The organism is Bradyrhizobium sp. LjRoot220 (assembly GCF_964252915.1).
Lineage (GTDB): Bacteria > Pseudomonadota > Alphaproteobacteria > Rhizobiales > Xanthobacteraceae > Bradyrhizobium.
Genome location: NZ_CAXUPS020000012.1, coordinates 23,545 through 36,076 on the forward strand (window position 1 = coordinate 23,545; position 12,532 = coordinate 36,076).

A 12,532-nucleotide genomic window follows, 5' to 3' on the forward strand; every position below is an offset into this window, starting at 1 on the left:
ATGAGAGGCGATGTTTTTGTGCGCTGCGACGATTTGGCGATGGTTTGCAGCTACAAACTCATCGTCGTCCCGGCCTTGAGCCGGGACCCACACCGCGTGATCTATCGAGGGGGAAGGGTGGCAGATGCCTTCCGCAAAACTTCAGCCGGTGGCTATGGGTCCCTGCGTTCGCAGGGACGACGAGGAGGCGACGATAGCGCCTACACCTTCTTCTGCCGCCGCGCCGCCGACGCCGCATCCACCACGTTATCCACCTCTTCCCGCCAGCTGATAATCTCAGCCGCCAGAATCGGATGATTGAAGCCCTTCAGATTGAGATCGTCGATCGGCCGTCCCTCCACCCAGGGCTCGACCATGCCGTAGACGCGCCTGCTAACCACGATCTGGTTGGCCTTGGCTTCGTCGCACAGCCGCGAGGCGAGGTTGGTGACGCTGCCGATCGCGGCGTATTCCAGCCGCTGCTCGAAGCCGATTTGGCCCAATGTCGCGTAGCCGAGCGCGATGCCGATGCCGAAGCCGAGATTGTGGCCGCGGTTGCGCCACTTCTCGGTGAGCTGCCCGATGGCGTCGCGCATCTCCACGCTCATCTTCACCGCGCGCTTGACGTGGTCCTCGAACTGGATCGGCGCGTTGAACAGGATCATCACGCCGTCGCCGGCATAGCGGTCGAGCGTGCCCTCATAGCGGAAGATCAATTCGCCGAGCGCGGCGTGATACTCGCGCAGCACGTTCATCGCCTCTTCCGGCTCGGTGGTCTCGGTGAACGAGGTAAATCCGCGCAAATCGCAGAACACCACCGTGACTTCGCGGCGGTGGCTGTCGAGCAACCCCTCATGGCCGTCGCCGGAGGCGATCAGTTGCGCCACCTGCGGCGCCAGGAAGCGTTCGAGGCGGCGGATGCGTTCGATCTCGCCGAGCTGGGTCTCGACCCGCTCTTCCAGCGACTTGTTCCAGTCGATCAGCTGGTGGGTCTGTTCCTGCAGCTTGTCGGCCTGCTCGCGCACGGTCGAGTTCGCCATCTCCAGTTCGCGGCTCTTGTGGTCGACTTCGCTGAACAGCCGCGCGTTGCGCATCGCGAGCACGCTTTGGTGCGCAAAGGTCTTCATCAGGCCGATCAGATTGTCGGAAAATTCGCCGGCGCTTTGCCGCAGCACCACCAGCGATCCCAAAATGCCCTGCTGGTCGACCAGCGGCACGACAAGCACCGAATGGAAGCCGGCCTCGACCACGACATCGCGCAGCGGATGATCTGGTGTCGCGTCGAGATCGGGGATCGCGATCGGCTCGCTCCGGGCGGCGGCCTCGCCGAGCGGCGAATTGTCGGCGTCGATCGCGAGGTGCTTGCCTTCTGCCGCCTTGTCGATGCCGATCGATTCGGTGAGGTTGAATTGGCGGTTGGCGGCGTCATAGCCGTAGATCAAGACCGCGTCGGCATGAGTGATTTCGAGCGCGCGGGCGGCAACCGTCGGCAGCACGGCGTTGAGGTCGAGCGAGGACGACACCGCGCGGCCGACCTCTTCCAGCACCTTCAATTCGTTGATCGACTGCGCCAGATCCCGCGTCCGCTCCTTCACCTTGGCCTCGAGGCCGGAATAGGTTTCGGCCAATTGGCTCGCCATGCCGTTGAACTGGTCGGCGAGCTCTTCCAGCTCGTCGGAGGTCTTCACTTCGATGCGGTGGCTGAAATCGCCGGCGCCGAGCCGGTGCGCGCCGGCGCGCAGCGCCTTGATCGGCACCAGCATCCGCCGCGCCATGACGGTGCCGGCGATGATCGCGGTGACGAGGCCCATCGCGATCAACAGCGCAATGCGCACCAGTTGATCCCTGATCGGCGTCAGCGCCTGCGCCGTCGGCTGCTCGAAGAACACGAACCAGCCGGTCCGCGGCACCGGGCTCACCGCCGTCATCACGTCGTGGCCGGAAACGTCGGTGCCTTCCGAAAGCAGCGAGCCGTCGAGGGCCGCAACCTGCGGCAGCTTCGAGACGTCGGAGCCGATCTCGGGCCCTTTCGCCGAACTCGCCAGCACCTGGCCCTTGCTGTCGACCATATAGGCAAAGCCGACCCGGCCGACCTCGGTATCGCCGAAGAAGTCCTGCAGGAAGCGCAGGTCGATTTCAGCGACGGTGACTTGCGAATCCGAATGCGGCAACGAGATCGCCGTGAACGGCCGCCCGTCGCGGAAATAGGGCACAGCGAAGCTGGTGCCGCGGGTGGCGGGCGCGGTGAAGCGCAGGTCGCGGGAGAAATCCGCGTTGCTGCCGTAGTTGACGGTCTGGCGCGTCAGGCGGAGCTGCTCGCGGCCCTGGGCCGAAAGCAGCGTCAGCTGGTGCACGTAAGGCACCTGATTGAGCAATTGCGCATAGTCGGCGCGGCGGTCCTCGATCTTGTTGGAGGAGGCGCGCGTCACCCAGTTGATCTGCCGTTCGAGGTCCGACACCGATTGCTGGATGCGCTTGGCGGTCGCCTCCGCCTTCTCCGACATGCCGTCGGTCAGCGAGGACTTGATGCCGCGGTAGCTGATCCAGATTTCCATCGCGCCGTTGACGGCGAGCACGAAAACGACAAGGCCGACCAGCGCCATGACGTATTTCGCGAACAGGCCCTCACGCAGGAACCAGACCTTGTCCTTGACGGCGTTCACATCCGTAACCCTCGAGCGCCACGCGTCGTGTGCGCGCATCGGTTGTCGCTGGCAGCATTCCCCGGCCGCCGGAGCCGCCGCGGTCGGCCCTGTTTAGCACGATTTGGAGGGGCGAGTCGGTGGCCTATCCCACACATGGTTAGCCCCGATTTTAGGCGGACATGCCGGGATTCTCGTCATGCCCCGGGCTTGTCCCGACGGTCGCCTCAAAGACGGTCGGCTCCCTCTCCCCTTGTGGGAGAGGGCTGGGGTGAGGGGTCACGGTCTATCGAGAGACCAGGCTCACCGGTTGAACAGCTGCCGCAAGACGTCATTCATGGGCTGGCTGTCCGCCTGCGGCGCAGCGTCATGCTGCGCCGAGGGCGCGGCGGGCGCCGCCGGCCCGGCTTCGGCGGGCGGCTGGCCCGGAGTCGGAATGCTCCGCTGGCTGTTTGGCCGCGGTGCGCCTTGACCGGGAGCGCCGCCCTGTCCTTGCTGTCCCAGGCCTTGGCCCAATCCGCCGCCCAAGCCCTGCTGCAGCAGATTGCCGAGGGCCTCGCCGAGCGGGCCGCCGAGCAGATCGCCCGGCCTGCCGCTGCCTTGACCACCTGCGGGGCCCTGTGGTCCACCCGGCGCGCCCGGCTGTCCGCCGCCGAGCAGCCCGCCCAACGCGGCACCGAGGCCGCCGCCGTTGGGGCCGAACAGGCCCTTGCCCATCTCCTTGAGCTTGGCATAGGCGGCATCGGGGTTATCCAAAATGCCCTGCATATCCGGATAGATTTTCGGCGCGCCCCACGGCCCCTCGATCATCACGGGAATGCCGAACCCGACCGGCTCGTTGGCGCGGCCCTGGCCTTCGGTGGTCATGACCAGCTTCGGTTCGACGCGAAATCCGATCTGCTTGGTGTCGAGCGCAATGGTGCCGACGCCCGTCATCCGCACCAGCGGGCCGACCAGATTGAGATCGGTGGTGACGGCCTGCCCCTTGTCGATCTTGAACGACCCCGAAAGCTGCGACAGGTCCGTCGACTGCTCCTTGCCCTCCTGCCAGCCGGACAGCGTGCCTGATGTCAGCGAGCGGATCATCTGGGCGACGTTGAGACCCTTGATGGCGCCGTCCTGGAACACGACGAACGCGGTGCCTTGCACGCCGGCCATGATCGCGCGCTGGCTGCTGCCGGCGGAGCGCACGCTGATCTTGGCTTGCATCTTGCCGTCGAGCTTGTCGAAATCGGCCAGACTTTTCAGCAGCGGCAGCGCACGCACGCTGGTGAGGTCGGCCCGCAGCGCAAACGAAGGATTGCCGGTCGTCGCATCGATGGTGAGATCGCCATTGGCGTTGCCGTCATAGGCGCCGAGATTGGAAACTTGCGTCTTCAGCACGCCGCTGTTGAGCGTGACCTCGATCGCGGCCGGCGCGAAACGCGCGTCGCCGATATTGAGCGCGGCCGCGGAGATCCGCGCCTGGGCATCGACGTAATTGAGGCCGTTGAGATCGATCGTGGCATTGCTCCAAGGCTGCGAAGATGGCTGCGCCGCCGAACCGCCATCGCCGCGGGCCAGCGGGACATCGAGCCGCTGGAAATCCAGATCGAGCTTGACCAGCGGCTTGCTCGCGATGTCGACCGAAGCCCAGCCGTTGAACGCGCCGTCGCCGAGCGTTCCGGTCAGGCCGTTGATCATCACCACCGAGCCATTGAGCCGGACTTCCGCCTTGCCCGACAGCTGCGCCTGCAGGAAACCGGGCGCCTCGATCTTGAATTCGGTCGGAATATTCTGCCGTTCGAGCGGCGGCGCCGGGGCCAGCGCCTTGATGTCGAATTTCAGCGCGTGCTCGCCGGCGCGCGCGTTGCCGGTCGCCCGGATCTTGCGGTCGGCATCGATCGACACCTCGGCGTTGACGGTCTCGATCCGGTTCTCGACGCGGTCGCGCAGATTGGAAAGCACGATCGTGCCGCCGGTGACGCTGATATGCTCGATCGTAAAGGCCTCGCCCTTGATCGCGGCGGCGGGCTTCGGACCTGGATTGGCGTCCCTGACGCGTTCGCGCTGCAGCGGCAGGTTCACGACCGGACGCACGATGGTAAGTTCAGTTATCTGCGGCTTGCCGGACCATACGCTCGCCAGCGCCACGTCCGCCTGGATGCTGCCCGCGGTGATGCGATTGTTGACGTCGCCGTTCTTCGGGTCCTGCAGCGTGACGTCGTTGAGCGTGATGTTGAGCGACGGCCAGAGCCCGATCCTGGTGCCGCCGTTGATGCTGAGCTTGTAGCCGGTCTCGCGCTCGACCCGTTCCTGGATCTGCGACGTCAGGAAGCCGGACGGGATGCCGATCACGAGCAGCAGCGCGATGATCACGATCACGGCGCCGATGGCGGCGCCGGCAATTTTCAATGCTCTCATTTCGACTTTCCAGGCCGGCTAGCGGCATCGGTTTCGGCGGCGCCTGATCGGGCGCAGCCGGACAAGCGAGCTTATCCCGGAAGGGGAGATCGCTCAAAGCAGCCCAAAATTATTCCAAGGCTACTGCAATGCTATGTGACTTATGACACACTTCTGCCGGGGTGAATCTTGCTAGGGCCTCTGGGGACGGTTTTGGGATCGAACTGGAAGGCAAACCAATGAGCAAACAGGCTGAATTTGCGGTCATTTTGAAGATGAACCCGATGTTCGCGGACCTTGGCGCCGACGAACTGCAGCGAATCTCCGGCCTCTGCCACACCCAGCAGCTGACGCTCGGCGAGACGCTGTTCCAGAAGGGGGACCCCGGCGACGCGCTTTACGGGGTCCGCCGCGGCCAGATCCGGATCGAGACCGGCGCCTCCGATGGCAGTCGCCTGACGCTGAACTTCATGGGTTCCGGCGATCTGTTCGGCGAGGTCGCCGTGCTCGACGGCCAAAGCCGCACCGCGGACGCCACCGCCGGCGAGGCGACGGAACTGTTCGTGCTCCGGCGTGAGGATTTCCTCGCCTTCCTCGAACGCGAGCCGAAGGTCGCCATCAAGATCATCACGCTGCTGTGCCAGCGCATCCGCTGGCAGAGCGAACGGATGGAAGAATCCATGCTGCAGCCGCTGCCGGTGCGGCTGGCGCGAAGGCTGGTGGCGCTGGCCGCCGATTTCGGATCGGAAGTGCATATTTCGCAGGAACAGCTCGGCGTCTTCGTCGGCGCCGCGCGCGAAAGCGTCAACCGTCAACTGCAGGCCTGGCGCAAGGATGGCATTCTGGACCTGCAGCGCGGGCGCATCCTGCTGCAGAACCTGAACAAGCTGACGACGGTGGCGCGGAACGAGTAACCGCGCCTCACTTTGCCGCTGATGACATCGCCGGCGGGACGGGCGGCGGTCCCTTGGCCGGAGGCGGCGGGGCGGGATGACCGCCCGGCGGAAGGTCGTCGCTCTCGGCTTCCGAGGCCAGCAGCAGCTTGCCGTAGCGCCAGATCAGCGCGCCGAGATCGTCCATCATCATGAACATCGCCGGCACGAACACCAGCGACAGCACCGTCGAGAATACCAGGCCGCCGATCACGGCGAGCGCCATCGGCGAGCGGAATTCGCCGCCGGCGCCGAAGGCCAGCGCTGAAGGCATCATGCCGGCCGCCATCGCGATGGTGGTCATGATGATGGGGCGGGCGCGCTTGATGCCGGCGTCGATGATCGCAAAATCGCGCTTGTTGCCTTCGCGGATCGACTCGACCGCGAACTCCACCAGCATGATGGCGTTCTTGGTGACGATGCCCATCAGCATCAGGATGCCGATCCACACCGGCGTGGTCAGTTGCTTGCCGGTCAGCAGCAATGCGGCGATCGCGCCGCCGATCGAGAGCGGCAGCGAGAACAGGATGGTGATCGGCTGCAGGAAGGTGCCGAACAACAGCACCAGCACGGCGTAGACCATCATCAGGCCGGCGGTGATCGCGGTGGCAAAGCCGTCCGACAACTCGGCCAGGCTTTCGGCGTCGCCCGACGGGCTTACCTTGACGCCCTTGGGCAGGCTCTTCATCACCGGCAAGTCGTAGATTTTCTTGGTGGCGTCGCCCAGCGCGGCGGTGCCGACGAGGTCCGCCGCAACCGTGGCCTGGCGTTCCCGGTCGTAACGGTTGATGCTGGTGGGACCCTGATCGAGCTGGATGTCGGCGACGACCGAGAGCGGCACGCCGCCGCGCTCGCCGCGCTGGCCGAGCGGAACCCGCAACTGCTGCAGCATCTGCAGATCGCCACGCGCGCTGTCTTCAAGCTGGACGCGGATCGGCACCTGGCGGTCGCCGGCGTCGAACTTGGCAAGCGCCGGGCCGACGTCGCCGATCGTCGCCACGCGGATGGTCTGCGACAGGCTTTCGGTGGAGACGCCGAGCCGCGCCGCCAGTTCGGCCCTGGGGCGGATCCGCAGCTCAGGCCGGTCGAGCGAGGTTTCCGAGATCACGTTGGCGATGATCGGAATCCGCTTCATCTGGGTCGCGAGTTCGTTGGCGACGTTGCCGACGATGTTGCTGTCGATGCCGGTCACGACCAGCGAAATCGCACGCAGGCCGTTTTCATCGAGGAACCAGAACCGGATGTCGGGAATGTTTTCCAGCTCCTTGCTAATATCAAGTTCGAGCAGGCGCTGGGTGTGGGCGCTGTCGCGGTCCTTCTTCGGCGTGTAGTTGATGATCAGCGCGGCACGCCGCACTTCCTGCGTCCCCGGCGGTACCCGGCCGCCATCGACGAATATGCTCTTGATCTCCGGGCGCTTGCGCAGGCGCTGGACAATTTCCTCCGTCACCTTCTCGGTATAGGCGAGTTGCGAGCCCGGCGGCAGCTCCATCGCCAGCAGCGAGCGCGCGGTGTCCTGCGCCGGCAGGAAGCCCTGCGGCAGCAGCGTGATGCTCCAGATCGAGGCGGCAAAGATCCCGAATCCGACCAGCACGGTGACGAAGTAGTGTCTCACCGACCAGGTCACGAGCTTGGTGTAAGCCTGCAGCAGGCGCCCGGGCGGCGGGTCCTCATGCGGGTGATCCTTGAGGAAGTAGGCTGCCAGCACCGGCGTGACGAAGCGCGCCGCGAGCAGTGAAAAGAACACCTGCACCGACACCGTGATGCCGAACTGCTTGAAGAATTGCCCGGCGATTCCGGACATGAAGCTCGCCGGCGCGAAGATCGCGATGATGGTCAGCGAGATCGCGATCACGGCGAGGCCGATTTCGTCGGCGGCCTCCAATGCGGCGCGGTAGGGCGTCTTGCCCATGCGCATGTGGCGTACGATATTTTCGATCTCGACGATGGCGTCGTCGACCAGAATACCCGTCGACAGCGTGATGGCGAGGAAGCTGACCAGGTTGAGCGAGAAGCCGAGCAGGTCCATGACCCAGAACGCCGGGAAGATCGACAGCGGCAGCGAGATCGCGGCGATGATCGTGGCGCGGATGTCGCGCAGGAACAACAGCACGACGATGACGGCGAGAATCGCGCCCTCGAACAGGGTCGAGATCGCCGCCTCATAATTGCCCTTGGTGAAATCGACCGACGTGTCGATCATCTTCAGGTCGACGTCGGGATAGGCCGCCTTCAAGGCTTCGATGCGTTTCTCCACGGCGGCGGCGACCACGACGTCGCTGGCGCCCTTCGAGCGCTTGATGCCGAGCGCGACCACCGGCTCGCCGTTGAAGCGGGCAAAGGTCCGGCGATCGGCGATGGTGTCGGTGACGGTGCCGAGATCGTCGAGCCGGACTTCGCCGCCGCCGAACAGCGGGATCATGGTGCCCGCGAGGTCGTTCAGTGTCTTGGCGCCGGCCAGCGTGCGGATCGCCTGGTCGTTGTTGCCGATTCCGGCGCGGCCGCCGGCAAGGTCGACATTGGTGCCGCGCAGGATCTGGCTGACGTTGACGGCGGTAAGCCCCGCGGCCTGCAAGCGGTCGGGATCGAGCGAGACCAGAATCTCGCGCTCGACACCGCCGATGCGCTCGACCTGCGCAACGCCGCGGACGCCCTGCAGCGCGCGTTTGACGACGTCGTCGACGAAATAGGACAGCTGCTCCGGCGTCTTGCCCGGAGAGATCGCGGCATAGGTGACGATCGGCAGGCCGATCACGTCGACGCGCTGGATCAGCGGTTCGGTGACGTTTTGCGGCAGACTGGCGCGCACGCGGGTGACGGCGTCCTTGATGTCGTTCAGCGCGCGGTCGGTGTTGGTTTCGAGCGCGAACTGGATCGTGGTCAGCGAGAGCCCGTCGGTGATCGATGACGAAATGTGCCGCACGCCCTCGACGCCGGATACGCCGTCCTCGATCGTCTTGGTGACTTGAGACTCAAGCTCCGAGGGCGCCGCGCCGAACTGCGAGACCGCGACCGAGATCACGGGGATGTCGGCGCTCGGCAGCCGCGTCACCGCGAGCTTGGTGAAGCTGACCCATCCCAGCACCAGCAGGATGATCGAAAAGACGATGGAAGGAAGCGGGTTCCGGATCGACCATGCCGAGATGTTCAAAGCCATTATCGTGCCCGCGTTCGCTCGAGTTCGTCGGCGAACATGATCTTGATCTGGTCGCCGTCATGCAGCGAGGTACCAGCATCGGCCACGACGGTTTCGCCGACGACGAGGCCTTCAAGAATTTCCGTGGAGGTGTCGGACGTCAGTCCGACCCGGACTTTTCGTGTCTGGATCGTGTTGTTGTCCTTGACCACCTGCAGGGTCAGCCGGTCGATGGCGGTACGCGGCACCGCGACGCCGCAGCTGCGCTTGGCGTCGATATTGGCGCGGGCGAACATGCCGATCTTGAGCGAGGGATTGTTGTTCAGGGAGATCCTGACCTTGCCAAGCTGGGTGGCGCGGTCGATCTGCGGCGAGATTTGCCGGACCTTGCCGACCAGATCGGGGGCATCGTCGCGGCTGATCCGCACCGTGGCGCCGGCATTGAGCTTGAGCAGATGGACGCTCGGCACCTCGGCCTCCAGCTCGATTTCGTTGTTGACGGAAATCCGGAACATCGGCCCGGCCTGCGGCGAGGCCTGCGCGCCGACGGCGGTCCTGACTTCGGTGACCAGGCCGGCACCGGGGGCACGCAGCGAGATCGGTCCAGTCCTGCCCGGGGCGCCCGGCTGCTGCGGCGGCGCGGTCAGCCGCGCCAGTTCCTGATTGTCCGTCACCATGTCGCCTTCGCGGACGAAGACATCGGTGACCCTGGAGCCATCCTGATCGACGCCGATCTGCGCTTCGCGGCGCGGGACGATAAATCCGGTGACCCGCACCATGTCCGAGAAGCAGGCATTGGTGGATTTGGTTACGATCACCAGCGCCTGGCTCGGCGTATCCTTGGGCTCGGGACGGGAGCGGTGTTCGAACCAGTAATAGAAGCCACCCACAACGACAACGAACGCTACTCCGAGCGCAGGTTTGAGATATTCGGAGAGGTTCATCGCCGGATCAATCCAGACTGGAAGTCAAATGAATCGGGGTGCATTCGGTCAACTGAAAATCAGTGTCAACCTAAAACAAAATGCGTCCCGCAAGGGTGCTGCGGGACGCATTGTAGCCGGAAAATCTAGGTCAACGCCACGCCCTTGCTTGAACAGGCTTACTTGAACAGGCTATTTGGACGCCGTGGCCTTGTTCTCCATGTTCACGACCTGCACGCGGCGATTGGCTTCGGCCATCGGCTGGTTCGGGTCCTTCAGCTTGCTCTTGCCGTAACCGACGGTCACCAGATCGGTGCCGTTGATGCCGTATTTGTCGACCAGATAGCGCTTGATCGAGTCGGCGCGCCGTTCCGAAAGGTCCTGGTTGTAGCCCTCGCCGCCGGCAGCATCGGTGTGACCGGCAACCACGAAGGTCGAGCCCCTCAGGTCGGAATTGGACAGGGCGCGTCCGAGCGCCTGAACCGACGCCAGCGATTTGGGGCTGATATCGGCCGAGTTGTAGTCGAAGTTGATTTCCAGATCGATCTTGGGCTTGTCCTTGACGATGGCGGCGATCTCTTCGCGCTCGCTGAACGACAGCGACCGCGTCGAGCGGCCGCGGATTTTCTGGACGAACTGCCCTTCGGCGGCAACGGCGGCCTGGTCAACCTGCTGCGGGCCGACCGACAGGCCGCGGGTCAGCGGCTTCTTTTCCGGCGCCAGCGCGCGGAGGATCTGATCCTCGGTCACGTTCTTGTCCTTTGCCTTCTCCTCGGCGACGGCGCTGGCCATGCCAAACGAAAGTGCGGCGCCAAGCGTTGCGATCGAAAGGATCCCGGTAAGGTTCTTCATTCCTGAGCTCTGTGACATTCCCAGTCCCTCCTGCGCGTGGTTCCAAACGTGATTCAAATGAGCTGCCGGACCGACCAACCCGGTCGCGCGGCCTGTTATTGTTAGTCTAGCCGCCCGCCTGCGGGTTCGAGGCCCGCCAGCCTTCGCGTCAAATAATCGTCACTGTACCCCGTATTCGGCGAATTCTTTAGCAATATTAGGGTCCATCGCCTTGGCGTTGTTGATGTCCAGGTCGCCTTCCGGGATCGAGCCGTTGCGCTTCTTGGCAATGCCTCGGCCGTACAGCGACGACGTCAATCTCGGGTTGATCTTCAGCGCGGCATCGAAATCGGCAATGGCGTTCTTGGTCTGCCCGCTCTTGAGGTTGACGAGGCCGCGGCTGTCCAGCGCATCGACGAAATTCGGCCGCAGCCGCAGCGCCTCGTTACAATCCTTCAGCGCGGCCTGCAGGTCGCCGATGACTGTGCGGGCCCAGCAGCGGTTGTTGTAGGCTTCCACGTCCTTCGGGTTGAGCCGCAACGAATTGTTGAAATCCTTGATGGCGAGTTCGTAGGCGCCCTTGCTGGCATAGACCTGGCCCCGCCGGTACAGCGCGGCCCCATCGTCGGGGTTGTCGTTGAGCTTGGCGGTCAGGCTCTTGATGGTCGGATCATCGGCGAGCGCCGCGATCGCCGTGTTGCCCTCGGGCGGCTTGGCGGGTGGAAGCGGGGGCGGAATCTCGACCTTCGCTTGAGGCGGAGGAGGCGGCGGGGTCGGAGTCGGAATCGGCGTCGCAACAGCCACCTGAGGGGGAGGCGGTACCTGTGGCGGAACAGGCGTGGGCGAGGGAGAAGGCGAAGCAATAACCGGAGGAGGCGGGGGCGGCGGCGAACTGGTCGGCCGCGGTCCTGCGCCGCCCGGGACAAAGGAGAAATCCTCCGCCAGCGACGATGAAATCCACGGCACCTGCTCCTGGCGCGAGGCGCGGGTGACGCCGACGCGGGTGCGGTTCAGCGTTTCCTCGGCCATCAAATCGGGGGTGCGGATTTCCTTGAGCAATTCCTTCACGAACAGGCTGTGGTCGCTGCCATTATCCGAAATGACCGACGAAAGGCCGGCCGAATACATTACCAGCGTGCCGTTGGGCGCAATGATCGGGGCAAGGCCGGCGGAAAAACTGCGGAACCGGCGCTCGAACGGATTGCGCCTGGAGGCGTCGATCAGGGCGATCTTGACGCCGGCGCCGCGGCTGTTGATCTCGCCCAGAATCATCTCGAGGCTGAACCCGTCGCGGCGAACGTCTGCCTCGGTCCAGATCTGCGCATCGATGGGGATCATGTAGCTCTGACGGTTCGACTGCACGCCGAAGCCCGAGAAGAAGAGCAGCACGACCGAGCCCGGTTTGATCTTGCCATACAGGCGTTCGAAGGCGCGGCGCATGCCGTCGCCGGTCAGGTTTTCGCCGATGTCGACGGTGAAGCCGTCGCGTTTGAGTTCTTCGGCGACATCGCGCGCGTCGTTGATCGGCTCCTTCAGTGGCGCTTCGGCATCCGGATATTTCGCGTTGCCGATCACCAGCGCAAAACGCTCGCCGGCCCCGAACGACGGGGCGATCGACGCCGCCGAAAAAATCACTGTGAGAAGCAATACAAAGCGGATTTTCATCGTCACCGCAGTCCAGCCAAAAAAGCGCCGATCCCAGCTTGC

At 64.5% G+C, this 12,532-nt stretch carries 7 protein-coding genes; 1 reads left to right on the forward strand and 6 read right to left on the reverse strand.

The annotated features are described in order from the left end of the window. Positions 1-200 precede the first annotated feature (200 nt). Together ACSQ84_RS32470 and ACSQ84_RS32475 are read right to left on the reverse strand one after the other, a co-directional pair. Positions 201-2,642: an adenylate/guanylate cyclase domain-containing protein gene (locus ACSQ84_RS32470; RefSeq protein ID WP_436215819.1), complete on the reverse strand. Its 2,442-nt coding sequence runs from the start codon at positions 2,640-2,642 to the stop codon at positions 201-203. A gap of 282 nt (positions 2,643-2,924) precedes the next feature. Then, complete coding sequence (locus tag ACSQ84_RS32475; RefSeq protein ID WP_436215820.1) at positions 2,925-5,024, reverse strand: AsmA family protein; 2,100 nt, start codon at positions 5,022-5,024, stop codon at positions 2,925-2,927. Between the two features lie 218 nt (positions 5,025-5,242). Between ACSQ84_RS32475 and ACSQ84_RS32480 the strand changes: the two genes are divergently transcribed. Further along, positions 5,243-5,917, forward strand: coding sequence for a Crp/Fnr family transcriptional regulator (locus tag ACSQ84_RS32480; protein WP_436215821.1), 675 nt, complete (start codon positions 5,243-5,245; stop codon positions 5,915-5,917). Between the two features lie 7 nt (positions 5,918-5,924). On the opposite strand, the gene ACSQ84_RS32485 is transcribed toward ACSQ84_RS32480, so the two are convergent. The 4 genes from ACSQ84_RS32485 to ACSQ84_RS32500 form a co-directional block, all read right to left on the reverse strand. After that, positions 5,925-9,092 carry an efflux RND transporter permease subunit gene (locus tag ACSQ84_RS32485; RefSeq protein WP_436215822.1) on the reverse strand — a complete coding sequence of 1,056 codons (3,168 nt, stop codon included), beginning with the start codon at positions 9,090-9,092 and terminating at the stop codon, positions 5,925-5,927. Next, entirely contained in the window at positions 9,092-10,015 is a 924-nt protein-coding gene (locus tag ACSQ84_RS32490) for an efflux RND transporter periplasmic adaptor subunit (protein WP_436215823.1), read from the reverse strand. The genes ACSQ84_RS32485 and ACSQ84_RS32490 overlap by 1 nt, the downstream gene beginning before the upstream one ends. A 171-nt stretch (positions 10,016-10,186) precedes the next feature. Then, a complete protein-coding gene (locus tag ACSQ84_RS32495; protein WP_436215824.1) occupies positions 10,187-10,864 on the reverse strand; it encodes an OmpA family protein in 678 nt (225 codons plus the stop codon). A gap of 141 nt (positions 10,865-11,005) precedes the next feature. Next, positions 11,006-12,490, reverse strand: a complete 1,485-nt coding sequence (locus ACSQ84_RS32500) for a caspase family protein (RefSeq protein WP_436215825.1) — start codon at positions 12,488-12,490, stop codon at positions 11,006-11,008. Between the last annotated feature and the right edge of the window lie 42 nt (positions 12,491-12,532).